Below are 20,281 nucleotides of genomic sequence, written 5' to 3'. Positions count from 1 at the left end.
AAGCGCATGGCGCCACTGGGCATCATACTATCTTGGCGGCTGTGACTTCGACTTCGACGAGAAATTCCGGCCGGGTGAACCCGCTGATGATGACCAACGTCGAGACGGGCTTCGGTTCCAGCGTATATCTGTCGCGCACCGCCATATAGGCTGGGAAGTCCTCCCGTTTGGTCACGAATCCGGCAATGCGGATGACGTCCGCAAAACTCATCTGCGCATCAGCGAGAATGGCTTTGATCGCTTCGAAGCATAACTCGGCCTGGCCGCTGATGTCCTGCGGCACCTCGTCGTCGAGACCAATACCAAGCTGACCTGAGGTGACAAGAAGCGAAGCGCCCGGCGGCACAAGCAAACCATGATTATAATTTCCGAACGGACGGCGAACCGACGGCGGATTGAAGATCTTCTTCATCGGCATTTCCTCCTATAATCTCAAGACGACGCGTCATTCCATGTTGTTGGATAACAGGAGCGGAAATGGCTCGCGGGTGAGCGCACGACCTCAACTGTTTCGCGCGTTCGCCTCGCCGGTTGCGGCAAACACCGCGCTCGCATCACTGACCATCTCCACATGCAAATAGGCTGCCTGTGCGGCAGCAGTGCCGTCTGCTCGCATGATCGCGATCACGATCCGGCCATGCTCCTCGTAGGATCTTGCCAACCGGCCAGGCAGCCGAAATTGTGCCCGCCGAAATGGGGCAAGCCGCGCCCGCGTCTGGGTCACCATCTCCAAAACATGATCGTTATGCGCGCCGCGATAAAGGCGTGTGTGAAACTCGGTGTTATAAGCCGCATAGTCCTCTTCCGCGCCGGCATGCACGAGCCTCATCGAGGCCTTGTGCTCCAGTTCCAGCGTGCGCCGCTCATCGACCGTCATACGCTCTGCCGAGAGCCTCGCACAGATCGCTTCGAGTTCGGCCATCGCCTCAAACATGGAATGCAGATAGGTTTCGGTCACGGTGGTGACGACGGCGCTGCGATTCGGTTCCCGGTCGACGAGCCCCATCGCACCGAGCTCACGAAGAGCCTCACGGACGGGTGTGCGTGACACGTCAAAGCGCGCCGCCAGCGAAATTTCGTCAAGCTTGTCGCCCGGCTGCATCTGCCCAGTGACAATCATATCGGCAATCGCCCGTACCATCTGCTCGACGGTGGTTCCTGCCCTGATGAGCTCTCTGCGCCTGATTTGCTTCAATTGATGATTCTGCGTTGTACGGTTGCATACACATGCGCGCTCGACCGAACAAAGTCAAACGTCGGCACATATAATTGATATGTCGAGAGAAACTGTACTTCTTCACTGGCCCTCCATATGGAATCCCACGCAACACTGCAGACGCAAGGCTATTTTGCAGGCTATGCATAATTTTTAATCTACTTTCTGGATGAAATTGCATGCACCTTTTGGCGTGCGGTTAGGTAATGGAAATTTCTTCTGTAAAATCAATAATAAGCTAAAATCTGGCACGACCGTTGCATACACTTTTCTGTGACCAGTTGAATCGGCCAAAACCGCCGCAAGGGGAGCATTTCGATGACCAGTTTCCTTTCCATGAAACGACGCCATTTCCTTCAGGCTTCTGCCGCTGCCGCTCTCGCCGGCGTCGTGCCCGGTCTTTCCTCGCGCGCGCTTGCGCAGACGGCCCTGACCTTGGGCTTCATCTATGTTGGGCCCAAGGATGACTATGGTTACAACCAGGCGCATGCCAAAGGGGCGGCGGCGGTCAAGGCGCTGCCCGGCATCACCGTCGTCGAAGAAGAAAATGTTCCCGAGACGGTAGACGCTCAGAAGACGATGGAATCGATGATCAATCTCGATGGCGCGACCCTGCTCTTCCCGACCTCCTTCGGCTATTTCGATCCGCACATGCTGGCCATGGCCGCCAAATACCCCGATATCCAGTTCCGCCATTGCGGCGGGCTTTGGCAGGAGGGCAAGCACCCGGCCAATACCGGCTCCTATTTCGGCTATATTTTCCAGGGCCAGTATTTGAACGGCATCGCTGCCGGTCATGCGACGAAGAGCAAGAAAATCGGTTTCGTCGCCGCCAAGCCGATCCCGCAGGTGCTGCAGAACATCAATGCCTTCCTGCTGGGTGCGCGCAGCGTCGATCCGATCATCACCTGCCAGGTGATCTTCACCGGCGAGTGGTCGCTGGCGGTCAAGGAAGCGGAAGCGACCAACGCGCTGATCGACCAAGGCGCCGACGTCATCACCTGCCATGTCGACAGCCCGAAGGTGGTGGTCGAAACCGCTGCCGGCCGCGGCGCCTTCGTCTGCGGCTATCACGCCAATCAGAGCCCGCTTGCGCCCGAGAAATACCTCACCGGCGCCGAATGGGCCTGGGGAAATGTCTATAGCGACTTCGTCAAGAAAGCGCAGGCCGGCGAGAAGCTCGACAACTTCGTGCGCGGCGGCCTGAAGGACGGTTTTGTCAAGATGAGCGCGCTTGGTCCGGGTGTTCCCGAGGCGGGCCGCAAGGCATTCGAAGCAACACATGCCGGGATGATGAAGGGCGGCTTCTCGGTCTTCAAGGGGCCGCTTAAGGATAACAAGGGCAACATCGTCGTCACGGCCGACAAGAGCTACGCCGAAGATGCGATCGAACTCGAAAGCATGAATTATCTGGTCGAGGGTGTCGTCGGATCCACGGCGTAAACCGCAGCAGGGAGAAGCGCCATGACCGTTCAGGCCGATGATCCCGCAATACCAGTCGCTTCCGGCAAACAAGCCTCAATGCGTCCGCTGCTCGAATGGACAGCGCGCAGGGCCGAAGCTGTGGTCATCGGCCTTGCGGCCATCCTGATCGGTCTCGGGCTCTTCTCCCTATTCATCCTGGCGATCGGCAAGTCGCCGGCCATGCTCTTCCAGCTCATGTACACCGGCGGCTTCGGTAGCTGGTTTTCCGTACAGAACAGCTTAAGCCGCGCCGCACCCCTTCTCCTGACGGCGCTCTGCGTCGCCCTGCCCGCCCGCCTCGGCCTCGTCATCATCGGCGGGGAAGGAGCGGTCGTGCTGGGCGGCGTTGCAGCCGCAGCGATGGCCATGCCGCTCGTGGGGACGGCTGCCGTCCTACCCTCCCTTGTTCTCACGGCGATCGCCGCCATGGTGGTCGGCGGCGCCTGGATCGGCCTTGCCGGTTTCCTGCGCCATTACCGCGGCGTCAACGAGACCATCTCCTCGCTGCTGCTTTCCTATATCGCCATCGCGCTGATGAACCAGTTCGTCGAGGGGCCGCTGCGCGATCCCGCCAGCCTCAACAAACCCTCGACCAAGCCGCTGCCGGCGGACTATATGCTCGGCAATATCCCCGGCATGGATGTGCATTGGGGCCTTGTGATCGGGATCCTTGCCTGCATCCTCTCCTGGGTCCTGATCGAGGTAACGAGCTACGGTTTTGCCGCCCGCATCGCCGGCGGCAATATACGCGCCGCCCAGATCCAGGGATTGCCGGTCGGCAGGCTGATCGCAGGTTTCACCGCGATCGCCGGCAGCTTCGCGGGGCTTGCCGGCATGATCGAAGTCGTCGCCGTCCAGGGGAGCGCCAACGCCTCGCTCGCTGCGGGTTACGGCTATACCGGCATCCTCGTCGCCTTCCTTGCCCGCCACAATCCGCTGGCGATCATCCCGGTTGCAATCCTGCTGGGGGGCATCGATGCTTCCGGCGGCCTCATTCAGCGCCGCATGGGCCTGCCGGATGCCACGGTGCTGGTACTGCAGGGCACGCTCTTCATCGTCATCCTCTTCTGCGAAACCTTCTACGGCCGCTTCAAGATCTTCAATCCCGACCTCTGGAAAAGGAGCCTCTGATGGAAGAGACGGGCATCGGCATTTGGGGCGTGCCGCTTGCGATCCTTGCGGGCGCCATCCGCGTCTCCACTCCCTTCATCTTTGTCAGCCTCGGCGAGACGATCACCGAACGCTCCGGGCGCATCAATCTCGGGCTTGAAGGTACGCTCGTCTTCGGCGCGATGACGGCCTACGCGGTCGCCGTCATGACCAATTCACCTTGGCTCGGCGTGCTTGCCGCCATGGCGACTGGCGCCGTCTTCGGTCTCCTTCACGGCTGGATCTGCAAATGGCCGAAGGTGAACGACATCGCGATCGGCATTGCCATGATGCAGTTCGGCTTGGGCCTCGCCTTCTTCCTCGGCAAGTCCTTCATTCAGCCGGCCGCTCCGCATCTGCCGTCGATCCCCTTCGGTTTCTGGTCACGCCTGCCGCAGATCGAGGCGGCGCTGAACATCAACGTGCTCTTCCTGCTTGGAGCGGCACTCGCCCTTGTGCTCTGGTGGGCTTTCAAGAATACCCGTGTCGGACTGATCCTGCGTGTTGTCGGCGACAGCACCGACGCAGCGCGCGCCATGGGCATCAATCCGGATCGCGTGCGACTGCTCGCAACCGCCGTGGGAGGTTCGCTGGCGGCAATCGGGGGCGCCTACCTCTCGCTCTATTATCCCGGTTCCTGGAACGAGGGCATTTCTTCAGGCCAGGGCCTGATGGCAGTGGCGCTCGTCATCTTCGCCCGCTGGAACCCGATCGGCTGCTTCCTGGCAGCTCTGCTCTTCGGCGGCGCCGGCGCGCTCGGGCCGGCGCTCCAATCGATCGGCGTGACCCAGGGCTATTACCTGTTCTACGCCGCCCCTTACGTGCTCACGCTCGCCATCATGATCGTCACCTCCTCGCCCACGCGCTCGCTGTCCGGCGCGCCCGGCGCGCTGTCGCTGACGAAATGAGGAAGGAGGTTCGGCGTATCGAACGGGTCGAAGCGATCGAACCGCGACGGCAAACATTCAAACCCACGGGTGAATAGGAGAAGAAGACGATGGACGCCATGGTCGCGACCAAAGGACATTATATCGACGCTGATCCCTATCCCTGGCCTTATAACGGTGCCCTGCGACCGGATAATACGGCCCTCATCATCATCGACATGCAAACCGACTTTTGCGGCAAGGGTGGCTATGTCGATCACATGGGCTATGACCTGTCGCTGGTTCAGGCGCCGATCGAGCCGATCAAAACGGTCTTGGCCGCCATGCGCGCCAAGGGCTATCACATTATCCACACCCGCGAGGGCCATCGGCCCGATCTTGCCGACCTGCCGGCCAACAAGCGCTGGCGTTCACAGCGCATCGGCGCCGGCATCGGCGATCTAGGCCCTTGCGGGCGCATCCTCACACGCGGCGAACCCGGCTGGGACATCATTCCGGAACTTTATCCGGTTGAGGGCGAGACCATCATCGATAAACCCGGCAAGGGCTCCTTCTGTGCTACCGATCTCGAACTGATCCTCAACCAGAGGCGTATCGAAAACATCGTCCTCACAGGCATTACCACCGACGTCTGCGTTTCCACGACCATGCGCGAAGCCAACGACCGCGGCTTCGAATGCCTGCTGCTCGAAGACTGCTGCGGCGCAACCGATTATGGCAACCACCTCGCCGCCATCAAGATGGTGAAGATGCAAGGCGGCGTCTTCGGCTCCGTCTCCAATTCCCCAACGCTCGTGAGCCAGCTGCCATGAGAACGATCCGTGACACGCCGCTACCGCAAGCCGGCAAGGCTGTCGGTCTCGACACGATCGACATGACGATGCGCTTTGGCAGCTTCACCGCACTCGACCATGTCTCGATCAACGTATCCTCGGGCAGCTTCCACGCTCTGCTCGGTGAAAATGGCGCCGGAAAGTCGACCCTCGTCAAATGCATCATGGGCTTCTATCACGCCACCTCCGGTTCTCTCTCGGTCGATGGTCGCGAGGTGGCGATTGCCTCGCCCAAGGACGCGGCGAGCTACGGCCTCGGCATGGTCTATCAGCATTTCACGCTGGTCCCTTCGCTGACTGGTGCCGAAAACCTCGTCATCAGCCGCGCGGAGGTCCCCGCTATCATCAACTGGGCCAAGGAGCGGAGGGATCTTTCCTTCTTCATGGAGCGGATGCCATTCGAGATCCCGCTCGAGCGGCCGGTGAGCGAGCTTGCCGCCGGCCAGAAGCAGAAGCTGGAGATCGTCAAGCAGCTGTATCTCGGCCGCTCCTTCCTCGTCCTCGACGAGCCGACCTCAGTGCTGACGCCCGCGGAAGCCGACGAGATGCTTGGCCTCGTGCGCGCGATGACCGAGCGCGGCGAGCTGACCGCGCTGATGATCTCCCACAAGTTCCACGAGGTGACGAAATTCGCCGATGCCGTCTCAATCCTGCGGCGCGGCAAGCTGGTCGGCACAGGAAGGGTCGGCGAGCTCTCTATCGCGGATATAGCGGCGATGATGATCGGGGACGTCAAACTGGCCAAGCTCGATACCCGCGTTCCGGTCTCCGAGAGCGCCGGTCCGGTGCTGAAGGTCGAACAGGTGAAGGCGCCGGATCGGTCCGGTCTCAAAACCATCGAGATCGACAATCTGATAGTCCGTTCCGGCGAGATCGTCGGGATCGCCGGCATCTCCGGCAACGGCCAGAAGGAACTGACGGAAATCCTCGCCGGCCAGCGGCCGACCGATGCCGGCAGCATCAGCGTCAAAGGCGAGCCCTACGGCGCCACACGTCGCGAGACGCGCAAGAACAATGTCCGCTTCATCCCCGAGGAACCGCTGCAGAATGCCTGCGCGCCGCGCATGACGGTCAGCGAAAATCTTGCCTTTCGCACCTTCGACCTCAAGGCGGACGGCAAAGACGCGATCTGGCTGAACAAGGGCAGGATGAAGAAGCGCGCCACGACGCTGATCTCCGACTTCAAGGTGAAGACGGCCTCGTCGTCCTCGCCGATTGCGTCGCTTTCCGGTGGCAATGTCCAGCGCGCCGTGCTTGCCCGCGAACTGACCGGCGAGGTGGATCTGTTGATCGTGTCGAACCCATGTTTCGGACTCGATTTTTCCGCCGTTGCCGAGATCCGAACTCGCATCATGAAGGCGCGCAATTACGGCGCGGCAGTGCTGCTGCTCTCCGAGGACCTCGACGAACTGCTCGAGATGTCCGATCGTATCATGGTCATTTCCGAAGGAAGACTCGTCTACGAGACGCCGGCGCGTTCGGCTGACGTCGGCGTAATCGGCGCCCATATGGCAGGGCATCACTGATGGGGGAAATCAAGGCAGAACCCTTCGTCTTTCCGGTCAAGCCCGATCGGCTCGCCCTCATTGTCATCGACATGCAGCGCGATTTCGCCGAGCCCGGCGGCTTCGGCGCCAGCCTCGGCAATGATGTCAGCCGCATCACGAGGATCGTGCCTGATGTGAAGCGCCTCATTCAGGGCTTCCGTTCTGCCGGGCTGCCGATCATCCATACGATGGAGTGCCACAGGCCCGATCTTTCCGATCTGCCGCCGTCCAAACGCGATCGTGGCAATCCCTCGCTCAGGATCGGCGACGAAGGCCCGATGGGCCGCATCCTCATCTCCGGCGAACCCGGTACGGCTATTCTCCCGGAACTTGCTCCGGTCAAAGGTGAAGTGGTTATCGAAAAACCAGGCAAAGGCGCCTTCTATGCGACGGAGCTCGGCGAAGTGCTGCAGCAGAAGGGCATCCGGCAGCTCGTCTTCGCCGGCGTGACGACGGAGGTTTGCGTGCAGACGACGATGCGGGAGGCGAATGACCGCGGTTACGAATGCCTGCTCGCCGAGGATGCGACGGACAGCTATTTCCCCGAATTCAAGGCCGCCACCATTGCAATGATACGCGCCCAGGGCGCGATCGTCGGCTGGACGGCCCGCGTCGACGATATTCTGGAGAGCATGGCCCATGCCTGAAACCACGCGCGAACTCCTGACTTCGGGCGGCTGGAAGGACCTTGACTTCGGCCCCTTCCGCGAGGGGGTCACGATTCACTGGATCCGGTCCTTCGAGGGTGACCAACCGGGCGTGGCGCTCTTGAAATATGAAGCCGGCGCCTCTGTTCCGCGCCATCGGCACGAGGGACTTGAAACCATTCTCGTACTCGAAGGCGTCCAATCCGATGAGGCGGGCGACTACGGCCGCGGCACCTATATCGTCAACGCTCGCGGCACCGAACATTCTGTCTGGAGCGATACAGGCTGTGTCGTGCTCATCCAATGGGATCAGCCGGTGAAAATATTGGAAGAAAAATAGGCGCCGCCCATGGGCCTGCGCATGGAAGAACCGGCCGGTTTGCACCGGCCGGGCTGAAGTCAGGCCTTCACAAAAAGGTCGCTGGTGAAAAACTGCTCGGGCGGCAGCGGATCCTTAACCGTACCGAACTCCGCAAACATCTTGTTGAAGTCCAGCAGCCACTTGTTGACCGTGCCATCCTCGGTGAAATCGTCCAGTTCCTTGCTGGTGAGGATCTTCCGGCTGCGGGCAACCTTCTCGGTTGTTTCCGCCGGCGCGTTGATGAAGGCGGTCGTGATCTCGATAGAACGATCGAGATTTGCCGCGCGATAATCCATCGCCTTTTTCATGACGCGCAGGAATTTCTTCACAAGGTCAGGATTCTGTTCGACGATCTCGTTGCGGGCGACGAAGGTGTTGATGAACGAGGTCTGGGGATAGAAGTCCTGGTTGGATGCCAGTTCCTTCATCTCGGGAACGCGCGGCTTGATCGTATCGATCAGCGGGTACCAGATGCCGGCGCCATCGATCTGCTTCGAGGTGAAGGCGGCTACCACGGTCGACGGATCCATCGGCACCACCTGAATGTCGCCGATCGTCATACCGGCTTTGGTCAGTGCCATGCGCAGGATCATGTCACCGGATGTTCCCTGCGGAACGCCCACTTTCTTGCCCTTCAGATCCTGGATCGATGCGATATTGGCTTGCGCGATGACGCGATCGGAGAAGCCGATATCGTTGACGCCAAGCACTTTGGCCTTGCCGCTTGCAGGAAGCCAGAGGGCGCCGGGGCCGATCGTACCGAAATTCAGGCTGCCGGCACCCATGGCCTGGATCTGGATCGGACCATTGGTGAAGACCTTGATTGACGGCGTTACGCCTTCGGCTTCCCAGAGCTTCTGATCCTCGGCAATTGCCAGCACGCTCGCATTCGGAAAATCGGGAATGTAGCCGATTGTCATGTCGGCCGATTGTGCATTGGCCCTTCCGCCGATGGAAAACGCGCTCACCGCAGCCACGGCCGCTGTGGTCTTCATCAGATTACGTCTCGTCAGCATGTTCATTTCCTCCTTGTGACAGCCGATGATGAACGCAAAGGTCAGGCGGCGGCCGGATGGTAGACCGACCGCCAGACCTCGTTACGCAATGTCGAAAATTCCCTTGAAAGGCGCATCTCCTCCGTGCGCGGATAAGGCAGATCGACCGGTATGATCCGGTGGAGACGGCCCGGCCGGGCGGCCATGACGACGACGCGGCTCGCCAGATACACCGCCTCGTCGACATCATGGGTGATGAACATGACCGTGCGGCGCTCCTTGCTCCATGTGGCAAGCAGCTGGTCCTGAAGCTGTACGCGGGTCAACGCATCGAGAGCACCGAAAGGTTCGTCCATCAGCAGGATCTTGGGGTTCACCGCATAGGCTCGCGCAATTGCGCAGCGCTGCTTCATGCCGCCGGAAAGCGTCTTCGGCAGCGAATCGGCGAAATCACTGAGGCCGACGAGACCGATGAAGTGATCGGCAATCCTGCGCCGCTCCGCCTTGGCATGACCTGCAACCTTCAAGCCGAACTCGACGTTCTGGCGAACCGTCAGCCAGGGAAAGAGGGCATATTGTTGAAAAATCACGCCGCGTTCAGGCCCAGGGCCTTTCACCGGTACATTGTCGACCAGCACCTGCCCTGACGAGGGCGCAATAAGGCCGGCAGCAATGTTCATGGCAGTCGACTTGCCGCAACCGGACGGACCGACAACGGTGATGAACTCGCCATCCTCGATGTCGAGGTTAAGACCTTTGAGCGCAGCGAAGGATGTCTGGCCGGCAATATTGAAGGTCTTATTGACGTTCTGGAACGAGATCTTGGTGCTCATAGCTTTTCCTGCCATGCCGTCAGCAGACCATCGATCACGATCACGATGCGGTCCATGATGAGACCGAGCACACCGATGGCGATGAGGCTGACGAAAATCGTCGGAAGATCATAGTAGAGTTGAGCCTGTTGCATGCGGAAGCCGAGACCCGACTGTGCCGCGATGAGTTCGGCAGCGACCACTGTCGCCCACGATGAACCGAGACCGATGCGTATGCCGACCATGATATAGGGCAGCGAGGCCGGCACGATGACGCGACGGAAGATGGTGAAGTCGTTGGCACCAAGCACACGGGCGGCGTTGATCAGCGTCTTGTCGACATTGACGACGCCCTGGTTGGTCGCAACGACGCTGGTCAGGAACGAGGCCAGGAAGATGACGAAGATCTTCGGCGTTTCGTCGATGCCCATGGTGACGATCGCCAGCGGAATGATAGCGAGCGGTGGGATCGTGCGAAAGAACTGGACATAGGGTTCGACGATGCCGCGAGCAATACGATACCAGCCCATCAGGAAACCGACGGGGATGGCGACGATGATTCCAAGGGCGAACCCAGTAAAGACGCGGCCGAGGCTTGCCAGCGCATCCGACCAGAGAAGGCCATTCTCGGCCTGGATCACGGCCTGTTTGGCGACTGCGATCGGTGTCGGCAGACCGACAACGCCCTGGCTGGTGACGAGCGCCCAAATCGCAATTCCGACGACGACCGCGATGATGTTGATGATCAGCATGCCTGCCGACCCCGACAGAAGGGATGGCCGTACCGCGGGCTCCGGCTTTTCTTCACTTGTTGCAACGGACAATGTCATGCCTCCCTCGCGAAAACATGTCTGAATTGCGGAAGCCGACCGTTCATCGGGCACCTGCCATCACGTCACGCGTCTTGAAGTTCGAACTGATCAACCAGTCGCGCATAACGTCGAGAAGCTCCTGCTTCTGGCCAGCGTAAACGGGGTCGCTCCAGAGGTTGTTGACCTCCTTCGGATCGTTTTCGAGGTCGAACAGCTGACCGTCCGTCGATCCTTTGAAGTGAACGAGCTTCCATCTCTCGCTCCTGACCCCTGTCATGAATTCCACGCCTCCAGCCATCGCAACGTCGCCGATCTGCTCGCAAAACACATGACTGCGCGGGATCCAGTCCCGGCCTTCGAGCGCCGCCTTGAGGCTCCGGGCCTCGAAGCTTTTTAGCGGGGCGATACCGGCATATTCGAGGATTGTCGGGCCAAGGTCGAAGAGCTGGCAGAGCCCATCGATGGAGCGGCCGCCTTCGAAGCGATTGGCGGTCGACCAGATGACCGTCGGTACGCGGGTGACGATGTCGTACATCGACCACTTCTGGATCAACCCATGCTCGCCGAGGCACTCGCCGTGGTCGGACGTAAAAATGACAATCGCATCCTCCAGATAGCCGCGCTCCTTCAGCGCGGCCAGAAGCTCGCCGATTTTTTCGTCGATCAAGGTGACGTTGCCGAGATAGTGCGCCCAGAGCCGGTGCATCTGGTCCGGCGTCGGATCGAGGCTCCAGACGACGGAGTCATGATCGACTTCAACATCATGCTGCCGCTTGTCCTTCAGCTCCTGGTGCAGCGACTGCAGCTCTTCCGGCGCGGGCTTCGGCAATGGCAGGTCGTTGCGTTTCAGATAAATTTCCGAGTAACGCGCCGGCGGATCGAAGGGCGGGTGCGGTCCAGGGAAGCCGACCTGCAGGAACAGTGGCTCGGTTAGCGGATAGGTGTTGACCCACCACTTGGCCATGTTGCCGACAAAGGCGTCGGCGTGCAGTTCGTCGGGCAGTTCCCAATCGAAGCAGCCAAGCCGCTCGCGATAGTCATCGCGCGTGCGGTAGGATTCGCGCTGCTGTTTGACGAGGCCATTGGCGGCAAGCGCCTTGTCCCACTCGTCAAAGTACCAGCGGCCTTCTAGGTAGCGGTCCTTGTTTTCCACGACGTACCGCTCGTGGAAACCTGAATCCGAATTATAGGGGATCGTGTGCATCTTGCCGACATTGACGCAACGATAGCCGGCGTCGCGCAGTTGCTCGACCCACGTTCGCTGCCATTTCTGGCCATTTGCCAACACGCCGGTCGTATGCGGGTAGTAGCCGGTAAAAAGGCTTGCACGCGAGGGAACGCAGCTCGGCGCGGTAATGTGACAGTTGGTCAGTGCCACGCCTTTTTCGATAAGCGCATCAATATTCGGAGTCATGGCATACGGAAAACCGAGCGCCGCAATCGTGTCGTAGCGCTGCTGGTCCGTCATGATCAGAATGATATTCGGCCTTTCAGCCATGCTTTCTCCTCCAGCCCGCCGATCCCGGCACTGGGCTTCCGACTGTTGAAATGGGCAGACGCCGTTCCTCTCCGCTTGCCTCTCGATCAAAAAAATGGCATAAAGTTATCGATAACGCAACGCTCACTTTGGCGAGTTTCACGCGAATGGAATTTGAGACTGTCGAAAAGGATGCGCGCAACGCGCCGACACTTGCCTCGATCGCGGAGAAAGTGGGCGTTTCAGTCAACACCGTTTCACGCGCATTGCGCGCGCCCAACACGGTCAGGCCGGAACTTCGCCGCCGCATCAATGCGGCAATGGAGGAGCTAAACTACGTACCGAACCGCCTTGCCGGCGGCCTGTCGAGCACGCGCTCCGATATTGTCGGCGTCGTCGTGACATCGCTTTATTATTCGGAATTCGCGAGCATCATCGATTCATTGCAATCGGCACTCCTGGAGCGGGATATGCAGGTCATGCTCGCCAATACGAGGTACGATGCCGCTCAGGAGCTGCGGCTCGTTCGTTCGCTTCTCAGCTGGCGCCCCGCAGCGGTCGCCATCATCGGCGTAGATCACGCGCCGAAAGTAGTCGAACTCCTCAAGGCATCCGGCATTCCTATCATCGAAATGTGGGATACCGGCGGCGAGGTGATCGACACGGCCGTGGGCTTCGATCATACCGCAGTCGGCGCGGCGCAGGCCAGCCAGCTGATTGCCGGCGGCTATCGGCGACTTGCTTTCCTCGGCAGCGTCCGAGAGAACGACAGGCGTGCGCAGAAGCGCCTGAAAGGGCTGCAGTCAGCCGCCGCCATGGCCGGCCTGCCGGAGATCGTCACGCATACCGATCAGCAGGGTGGCAGCTCCGAACTCGGAGAGCGCCTTGCACACGAGCTTCTCGAACGTCACCCGCACATCGATGCGATTGCCTGCAACAGTGATGTGGTCGCATTCGGCGTACTTCGTGCACTCAAGAAACGCGGCAAGCGCATACCCGAAGAGATCGGCGTGATCGGCTTTGGCGATAACGAGGCGGCCGGTTGCGTGAGCCCGGCGCTCACGACGATCCGCCCGGACCGCGAGACGATCGGTCGGCTGACGGCCGAAGCCATATTCGCGCGGATCAATGGAGCGCAGCCCAGCACGACATTGGTCGAGTGGAAGATGATGGTGCGGGAAAGTGCCATTCGCAAGGAAACACGATGACAAGCTGAATGCCGCAGGCGATGGTGGCCTGGTGCGCCTTGCGAACGTTTCCGTGGCTATGCGGAGCAGGAGATAGCTTCCGGCGATCGCAAATAGATCAGAAGATATTATCGGCATCCCGCCTTATTTCGCTAGTATCATCCAGTCGTCGAAGTGACGGGCTTTCCAATACTATTTCACCGGTACAAAGAGTTTCTCCCTCATCACTTGCGGTCAAGTCCTTGGCGCGTCGCTTGGCCGCAAACCGTCGAGAAATTCCTCCGTCATCGCAATGATTTCCTGCAGCCACAGATGAATGCCAAACAGGCCGCCGGCCTCTTCGACAAGAGCCGAAGCGAAGCGCTGGCCGTGGTCAACAATCTCATCGAGCGAAAGGTGATCGGACAGCTGAGCGAAGCGCAGACATTGCACCGGTACAGCGAGGAACTCGACCGGAGGCGTCGGGAGGCAGTCGGCGAGACCTTCTAACCGTCGGTGGATGAGGCAGGTCGTCTTTCCTTGATGAGCAGAAACCGGCGTGCAACGTGTCTACGCACCCGAAAGGCGTTCAAACGCCGCTACGGCGTCCTTTTCATTCCCCGCCCTGTCGCGCGTTGCTTGTTGGCGTGCGGCCGGAATGGGGGCCGAACTTGACGCTCGCCAGCGTCCAGCCTTGCGTCTTCAGCGCACTTCTGATCCGCCATTTCAGGATTTCTGCGATCAATTCCTGCTTGGTGCCTTGATGGGTCGCATCGTCCCAAAGGTTGTGGATCTCCTTCGGGTCGCGTTCCATGTCAAACAGCTGGCCTTCATCACTATCGACGAAATGCACGAGCTTGTAGCGCTGGCTGCGGATCATGGTCATGAATTCGCTGCCGTTGAAAATGCGATCGCCAGCATGTTCGGAGAAGACGAACTTGCGCGGCTCGCAGTCCTTGCCTTCGAGGTAGGGCGTCAGCGATTGCGCCTCCATCCAGTCGGGAACGGGCAGACCGGCCATTTCGAGAATGGTAGGCGCAAAATCGAAGAGCGAGACGAGGTCGTCGACAACTCGGCCCTGGGCTACCCGCCCCGGCGACCAGACGATAGCAGGAACGCGGACGCTCTGCTCGTACATCGACCATTTCTGGCTGTGGCCGTGATCGTTAAGGCTGTCGCCGTGATCCGAGGTGAAGATGATGATCGTATCATCAAGAACACCCCGCCGCTCGACAGCCTCAATCAGCTTGGCCATCTGCGCGTCGATCATCGAGACATTGGCGAAATAATGCTGCCGCTGGCGGCGCAACTGCTCCCTGGTCGGCTCGGCCAGATGCACGACGGCATCATGATCGACGGCGAGATGCTGCGCTCGCAGCTTCTTCAAGGCCATCGGCTGCGCGGCAAGGTCGTCGTCGCTGAGGATCGGCTCGGGGAGATCGACGCCTTCATAAAGGTCCAGATAGTGCTGCGTGGGGTCATAGGGCGGATGTGGGCCCGGGATGCCGATCTGCAGGAAGAACGGCTCGCTACCCGTGTAGCAATCCAGCCACATCTGGGCGAATGCCGGGACGAAATTATCCGAATGGAGCTCGTCCGGGAGTTCCCAGACGAAGGCGCCGAGCGATGAGCGATAATCTTCCCGCCGGCGATAGGTGACCCGGCTCGGTTTTTCAAAACCGCGAGCCCAGATCGCCTTGTCCCAATGATCCAGAAAAAACGGCAGTCTCGCCGTTGCCCGGTCCTTGTTCTCGACCACGTGGCGCTCGTGGAAGCCGAAGGCATCCTCGAAAGGGGAAGTATGCATCTTGCCGACATTGACACAGCGATAGCCGGACTCGGCCAGTTGCTGCACCCAACTGAAGGCCCATTGTTCGTCATTGCGAAAGACGCCATTGGTGTGCGGGTAGACACCGGTAAACAGACTGGCACGCGACGGAGCGCAGGAGGGTGACGTTACATAGCTCTGACGGAAATAGGTCCCTTCCCTTGCCATCCGGTCGAGGGTCGGCGTCTTCATATGCGGAAAGCCGCCGGCGGCAATCGTATCGAACCGCTGCTGATCCGTTATGACGAAAATGATGTTCGGACGCTTCTTGGCCGTTCCCACCTATTCCCTCCAATGCTTGTGTCTTCGTCCGCCACACGCCCTTGGGACATGCGCTACGGAGCCTCAACTCCGTCCGGCTGGACATCGTAGGCGATGCGGAAACCGGTATTGCTGGATGCGCTGTCTGGAGACAGACCCATTCTGGCTGCGATACGGTAGCGGAAGCAGTAGCTCTTGTGGCAAAGAAAAGAGCCTCCCTTCAGCACCTTGTCCGCGCTTTGCCTTGCCTGCTCGTTGCGGATCTTCGCCTGGCGCGACAAAGAGCGCACGCGAAACGGATCGCTCGTCCATTCCCAAACATTGCCGGAGAGATTGTAGAAGCCGTCCTCGGTAGGCGCAAAGCTGCGTGCCGGTGCCGTACCGTAGAACCCATCCGCCCGTGTATTGTCATGCGGGAAACGCCCCTGCCAGATATTGCAGAAGATCGTCTCGTCGGTCGGTTCGTCGTCACCCCAGGGATACCGTCGCCTTCGGGTGCCGCCGCGTGCGGCGTGCTCCCATTCCGCCTCGGTCGGCAGGCGACCGCCAACCCAGCTCGCAAAGGCGACCGCATCGTTCCAGGAAACCTGCGTGACGGGATGGTCCAGGCGCTCCTCGACCGAGCTCCCGGGACCTTCCGGCATGCGCCATATGGCGCCGTCCACCCTCCCCCACCATGGGGTCAGCGTAACGCTTTGCGCAAGCAAAGCCTTGTCCCGCAGCAGGCCGGAAAAGACCGCAGCACAGCCGAAGGTTTCGGCGTCCGTCACATAGCCGGTCGCCTCGACGAACGCGGCAAAGCGAGCGACGGTGACCGTCTCGGCTTCGAGGAAAAAGTCGTTAATCGTGACTTTGCGTTCCGGCCCCTCGCCGTCCACAGCAATTACGGCATCATTCGTTCCGACGAAACTCTCACCGCCCTTGACGGCGATCACCGCGCCGGCCTTACCGCGGGAGACGATCTTCGTGACGTTTTCCGGCCCGTTGGCCTCATTGTTGCGGCTGACTGCCGAACAGCATGCGCTCATACTTACATCCAATATTATCGACCAGTGCCACGCGTTTTCACGAGCTACCTGCCACTGTCGAATTGCATTTCGAGGTGGAAGAGATGAGAGACTCCGCGCGGTATCGGTACCAGCGCCCCACTCTCGCGCAACTGATGTCGCCGCAATCGATCGTGAGCCGCAGCTTCGATGCAGAATAGATTTATTCCTTCGTCCGCGTTGCGCAAGGTCTGCAGGAAGGATAGTTCGTCGCCATCAGAAAGCTCGACCTCGCATCGGGTCGCATCGGAGGGCCGCACCTTAATACCGTTATACGCCAGGCAATCACGCGATATATCGTCACCGTTGAAGCATTTAATCTTCGAGGACGGGGCCGTTCCAGCCTTCGGAGATCAAGCCGCGCCGCATCAGGAAATAGCTGTAGCGCCTGCCGCCAGGACAGCACCTATGAATCGGTGGGCGTTCAACGCGTCATCCCCGGTAACGCGAAGCAACGCACCGTTTTCGATCGCATCGATGAAATTTCCGATCAATGCGCGGTGCATCTCGTGGCCAAACGCCATCGGATTTGCCCCCGCCCCGCTTCCAGTCGTTTCACCGCCCGCTATTTCTCTGCTACCGTCGATAAAGGCAGCGTCCAATCTGTCACCGGTCAGGACAGCGGTGCCTTTTGTACCGATCAATTCGATGCGCTCTGGAAGACCCGGATAGGCGCAGGTCGTGGCGATGAGCGAACCGATTGCGCCGCCTTCAAAGGAGAAGGCTGCGGTAACGAGGTCCTCCGTTTCCATCCTGTGAATAGGGGTTGTGCGGACGAATGCGGAGATCCCTGCGGGCGTACCCGCATAGTTCAGCAGCAGGTCGATCGTGTGAATGCCTTGGGTGAGCAGCACGCCGCCGCCGTCGCGCGCCACCGTCCCGCGACCTTCGGCGTCGTAATAGCTTTGCGGACGCCAGTTGCGGATCGCAGCCGATGCTTCCACGAGATCGCCCAGGCGCCCGGACTTAACGATTTCATCGAGTTTGAGCGCGGCATCGCGAAACCGGTTTTGCAGCACCACCCCGAGGAGTATGCCGGCGTCTTTCGCTGTCTTCACGATCGCTTCGGAGCGGTCGAGGGAAATGTCCAAGGGCTTTTCGAGCAGAACATGTTTTCCGGCCGCTGCGGCGCGACGGACGAGTTCCAGATGACTGCCCGGGGGCGTCACGATCAGGATTGCCGCAATCGACGGATTTTCAAAGATCGCATCGAGGTTGTCGCTTATGGGGATGGTCGGAAACTGTTCGGCAAAAGCCTGTCGTCGGCCGGCCGTCCGGCTGTAGGCGGCCACGCATTCGATGCGGTCAGAGAGATCTAACAGGGCGCGGGCATGATGGCCCGCTGCCATACCGAGCCCGATTATCGCGACCCTTGTCTTCGCCATTGTCTCCATCCGTGTTCGTCGTCGATCCCAGCCGAGGGCTTTTCGCCGGCGGCTGGCATGCCCAAGAAAGATGGCGGGACGGACATTTTCACCCGCCTATGAGAGCCGTACGCCTGACGCTGCATCGAACAGATGACTGTTTGCCGGAGCAAGCGTCAGATTGAGCAACTCACCCGTCTTGATGACGAGACGTTCGCGTAGCTGTGCGGAGATCTTTTGGCCATCGACCATGCCTTGAACGAACGTCTCCGAGCCGGTGGGTTCGATATTGGTGACTACAACTGGAATGCCGTCCCCGTTTGGCGCGATCGTCAGGTGTTCGGGGCGGATGCCGTAGCTGACGGCGGCGCCGGACGCAAGCAAAGCCTCAGACTCGACAGGCAGACGAATGCCGTTCTCCGTCACGACCGACTTTCGGTCCTCACCGATCCTGACCGACAGGAAATTCATCGACGGTGACCCGATGAAGCTTGCAACGAACGTATTGACCGGCCTGTCATAGAGGTCGAGGGGCGAACCGATCTGCTCGACAATACCGTCGCGCATGACGACGATACGGTCGGCCATTGTCATTGCCTCGATCTGATCATGGGTGACGTAAACGGTAGTGGTCTTGAAGCGCGCGTGGATATCCTTCAATTCGGCTCGCATCTGGACACGCAGTTTGGCGTCGAGATTGGAAAGCGGTTCGTCAAACAGGAAGACTTTCGGATTGCGTACGATAGCACGTCCCATGGCGACGCGTTGGCGTTGGCCGCCGGATAGCTGCTTCGGGTAACGCTGGAGATAATCGCCAAGACCGAGGATGCGCGCCGCATCGGCCACCCGTGTGGCGATCTCCTCCTTGGAGGCTTTGGCGAGCCGCAGCGAAAAGCTCATATTCTCGGCAATAGTCATATGCGGATAGAGCGCATAGTTCTGAAAGACCATGGCAATGTCGCGGTTCTTCGGCTCGACATCGTTGATGACGCGACCATCGATACGGATCGTGCCGCCGGTGATCTCTTCAAGCCCCGCGATCATCCGCAGCAAGGTGGACTTGCCGCAACCCGAAGGCCCGACCAGCACAACGAAGGCGCCGTCTGGTACTTCGACAGAAACGCCCTTGATGGTTTCGAAGCCGCCATAGGCTTTGCGGACATTCTGGATTTCAACGGAAGCCATAAGTTCATCCTGATTTTCGAGTGGTCGGCTGCAGACGGTCGACAGCGTGAATGGCTGCAAGCAGACTAAGACCGGTATGATAGCCGGGGTCGAGATCGGGTGTGGCGGGCACGAAGTCGACCGGCCCGTCCGTGGTCATGGTCTGGTAAGCGATCGGCGGCGTGCCGCGCCAGTAGTGCTTGAAGAAGGCAGCATGTGCTGCCGTCCACACCCGCAAGCTCTCGGCGCTGCCGGTGCGGGTATGCGCAAGCGCAGCCGCCCGGATCGTTTCCGGCAGCGACCACCAAGGGCAATAGGGGCTCTGTGCCTGACCGGTCGCAATAGAAACCGTCAGCGCTATGCCAGGCTCGACAAAGCCCTTGTCGAAAGAGGAGATTACGATGCGCTCCAACATCTCGATCAGTGCCGGATCGGCATTGTCGTCGAGATAGTCAAATGCGAAACCGGCGAACTCAATGCCGTGGCCGACATTGCAGAGATCTTCTCCTGGCACATTGCGCAGCAGACCGGTCGCGGGGTCGAAATGCCGGTCGATGACATGGGCGATGAAACGATCGGCAAATGCCAGATGAGCCGTATGGCCAAAGCGCTTCAGCATGGCTGCTGCGCCAAGCAGGATCATGCGCGGGCCGAAGTCATCGGCCTGATCGGCGAGACTGTCGAGGGACAGCGGACGACGTTCGTCGATTTGGAAGCGACCGCTCTCTATTGCAGCGATGACCCTGTCGAAATAGGCGAGATGATCGGCAAGGCCCGGCAACCCGTAGCGGCTTGCGGCTACGACCAGTCCCTTGGCAACGAAGGCGTCCGAATAGGAATAGATCAGCGCCGGCTTCTCCTGCGCGAAGATGCGATTGGCGCCATCGGCATAAATCGCGGTCATGGCACGATCGTAGCAGAAATAGGCATGGCCGTCCGGCATCTGCAACGCGGCCAGACGATCATAGAGCCGCCGGCCAGCTCCATCGAGCTTTTCGGCGAGCGGCGGCAGTTCCGTCTCGAAGAATTCGGCGTGACCGACCAGTGCTTCCAACCCGCGTCCCTGGATCCATCCATAGGTGTAATCCGGACCGCGCATTGCGTCTTGCCCGCTGTAATCTTGCAGCGTCAGGCTGTTCTGCTTCGTGTTCAAGAACCCGCCATGGAGCACCGGTCGCTGCAGCATCCAATAGAGCGTGCCGGCATTGGCTGCGGCATAGGTCTTGCGTGCCTCGTCTAAAAACGCCACTGC

The 20,281-nt window shown here is 59.9% G+C and carries 19 protein-coding genes and 1 pseudogene; 9 read left to right on the top strand and 11 right to left on the bottom strand.

Annotated features, from left to right (window positions below):
• Positions 1-22 precede the first annotated feature (22 nt).
• The gene (locus FHX08_RS18110) at positions 23-412 is read right to left on the bottom strand and encodes a RidA family protein (protein WP_132654725.1); all 390 of its coding nucleotides are present in this window, start codon (positions 410-412) and stop codon (positions 23-25) included.
• A gap of 90 nt (positions 413-502) precedes the next feature.
• Entirely contained in the window at positions 503-1,195 is a 693-nt protein-coding gene (locus FHX08_RS18105; protein WP_132654723.1) for a GntR family transcriptional regulator, read from the bottom strand.
• Positions 1,196-1,534: 339 nt separating this feature from the next.
• Between FHX08_RS18105 and FHX08_RS18100 the strand changes: the two genes are divergently transcribed.
• The 7 genes from FHX08_RS18100 (at position 1,535) to FHX08_RS18070 (ending at position 8,083) form a co-directional block, all read left to right on the top strand.
• Positions 1,535-2,659, top strand: coding sequence for a BMP family ABC transporter substrate-binding protein (locus tag FHX08_RS18100; protein WP_184327453.1), 1,125 nt, complete (start codon positions 1,535-1,537; stop codon positions 2,657-2,659).
• Between the two features lie 21 nt (positions 2,660-2,680).
• Entirely contained in the window at positions 2,681-3,811 is a 1,131-nt protein-coding gene (locus tag FHX08_RS18095; RefSeq protein ID WP_184327452.1) for an ABC transporter permease, read from the top strand.
• Positions 3,811-4,737: an ABC transporter permease gene (locus FHX08_RS18090; protein WP_184327451.1), complete on the top strand. Its 927-nt coding sequence runs from the start codon at positions 3,811-3,813 to the stop codon at positions 4,735-4,737. The genes FHX08_RS18095 and FHX08_RS18090 overlap by 1 nt, the downstream gene beginning before the upstream one ends.
• Positions 4,738-4,826: 89 nt before the next feature.
• Positions 4,827-5,528 carry a cysteine hydrolase family protein gene (locus FHX08_RS18085; protein WP_184327450.1) on the top strand — a complete coding sequence of 234 codons (702 nt, stop codon included), beginning with the start codon at positions 4,827-4,829 and terminating at the stop codon, positions 5,526-5,528.
• Positions 5,525-7,075 (top strand): ABC transporter ATP-binding protein, encoded by a 1,551-nt coding sequence (locus FHX08_RS18080; protein ID WP_184327449.1) that lies wholly within the window; start codon positions 5,525-5,527, stop codon positions 7,073-7,075. The genes FHX08_RS18085 and FHX08_RS18080 overlap by 4 nt, the downstream gene beginning before the upstream one ends.
• Positions 7,075-7,743 carry a cysteine hydrolase family protein gene (locus FHX08_RS18075; protein ID WP_184327448.1) on the top strand — a complete coding sequence of 223 codons (669 nt, stop codon included), beginning with the start codon at positions 7,075-7,077 and terminating at the stop codon, positions 7,741-7,743. Before FHX08_RS18080 ends, FHX08_RS18075 begins: the two co-directional genes overlap by 1 nt.
• Positions 7,736-8,083 (top strand): cupin domain-containing protein, encoded by a 348-nt coding sequence (locus FHX08_RS18070; RefSeq protein WP_184327447.1) that lies wholly within the window; start codon positions 7,736-7,738, stop codon positions 8,081-8,083. The genes FHX08_RS18075 and FHX08_RS18070 overlap by 8 nt, the downstream gene beginning before the upstream one ends.
• 59 nt (positions 8,084-8,142) lie before the next feature.
• Here FHX08_RS18070 and FHX08_RS18065 read toward each other — a convergent pair whose 3' ends face one another.
• The 4 genes from FHX08_RS18065 to FHX08_RS18050 all read right to left on the bottom strand — a co-directional run bounded on the left by FHX08_RS18065 (position 8,143) and on the right by FHX08_RS18050 (position 12,221).
• Positions 8,143-9,099, bottom strand: coding sequence for an aliphatic sulfonate ABC transporter substrate-binding protein (locus tag FHX08_RS18065; RefSeq protein WP_409527412.1), 957 nt, complete (start codon positions 9,097-9,099; stop codon positions 8,143-8,145).
• A 62-nt stretch (positions 9,100-9,161) separates the two neighbouring features.
• On the bottom strand, positions 9,162-9,932 hold the full coding sequence (locus FHX08_RS18060; protein ID WP_210288330.1) for an ABC transporter ATP-binding protein: 771 nt from the start codon (positions 9,930-9,932) through the stop codon (positions 9,162-9,164).
• The gene (locus FHX08_RS18055; RefSeq protein WP_184327601.1) at positions 9,929-10,663 is read right to left on the bottom strand and encodes an ABC transporter permease; all 735 of its coding nucleotides are present in this window, start codon (positions 10,661-10,663) and stop codon (positions 9,929-9,931) included. The genes FHX08_RS18060 and FHX08_RS18055 overlap by 4 nt, the downstream gene beginning before the upstream one ends.
• A gap of 121 nt (positions 10,664-10,784) precedes the next feature.
• Complete coding sequence (locus FHX08_RS18050; RefSeq protein ID WP_184327445.1) at positions 10,785-12,221, bottom strand: sulfatase; 1,437 nt, start codon at positions 12,219-12,221, stop codon at positions 10,785-10,787.
• Positions 12,222-12,367: 146 nt separating this feature from the next.
• Between FHX08_RS18050 and FHX08_RS18045 the strand changes: the two genes are divergently transcribed.
• Both FHX08_RS18045 and FHX08_RS18040 read left to right on the top strand, forming a co-directional pair.
• Positions 12,368-13,408, top strand: a complete 1,041-nt coding sequence (locus tag FHX08_RS18045; protein ID WP_132654699.1) for a LacI family DNA-binding transcriptional regulator — start codon at positions 12,368-12,370, stop codon at positions 13,406-13,408.
• A 261-nt stretch (positions 13,409-13,669) separates the two neighbouring features.
• Positions 13,670-13,876, top strand: a pseudogene (locus FHX08_RS18040) (chloride channel protein); the annotation flags it as partial.
• Between the two features lie 103 nt (positions 13,877-13,979).
• Here FHX08_RS18040 and FHX08_RS31490 read toward each other — a convergent pair.
• From FHX08_RS31490 to FHX08_RS18015, 5 genes are all read right to left on the bottom strand, one after another.
• The gene (locus FHX08_RS31490) at positions 13,980-15,476 is read right to left on the bottom strand and encodes a sulfatase (protein ID WP_184327444.1); all 1,497 of its coding nucleotides are present in this window, start codon (positions 15,474-15,476) and stop codon (positions 13,980-13,982) included.
• A gap of 53 nt (positions 15,477-15,529) precedes the next feature.
• Complete coding sequence (locus tag FHX08_RS18030; protein WP_184327443.1) at positions 15,530-16,483, bottom strand: formylglycine-generating enzyme family protein; 954 nt, start codon at positions 16,481-16,483, stop codon at positions 15,530-15,532.
• Between the two features lie 386 nt (positions 16,484-16,869).
• On the bottom strand, positions 16,870-17,886 hold the full coding sequence (locus FHX08_RS18025) for a Gfo/Idh/MocA family protein (RefSeq protein WP_184327442.1): 1,017 nt from the start codon (positions 17,884-17,886) through the stop codon (positions 16,870-16,872).
• A 96-nt stretch (positions 17,887-17,982) separates the two neighbouring features.
• Complete coding sequence (locus tag FHX08_RS18020) at positions 17,983-19,050, bottom strand: ABC transporter ATP-binding protein (RefSeq protein ID WP_184327441.1); 1,068 nt, start codon at positions 19,048-19,050, stop codon at positions 17,983-17,985.
• A gap of 4 nt (positions 19,051-19,054) precedes the next feature.
• Positions 19,055-20,278, bottom strand: a complete 1,224-nt coding sequence (locus FHX08_RS18015) for an AGE family epimerase/isomerase (RefSeq protein WP_184327440.1) — start codon at positions 20,276-20,278, stop codon at positions 19,055-19,057.
• Positions 20,279-20,281 lie beyond the last annotated feature (3 nt).

It is taken from the genome of Rhizobium sp. BK529 (genome assembly GCF_014194105.1).
In the GTDB taxonomy this organism is placed as follows: domain Bacteria; phylum Pseudomonadota; class Alphaproteobacteria; order Rhizobiales; family Rhizobiaceae; genus Rhizobium.
Note: the sequence above shows the minus strand (reverse complement) of the source record. Positions and strands in the feature narration are given on the sequence as shown.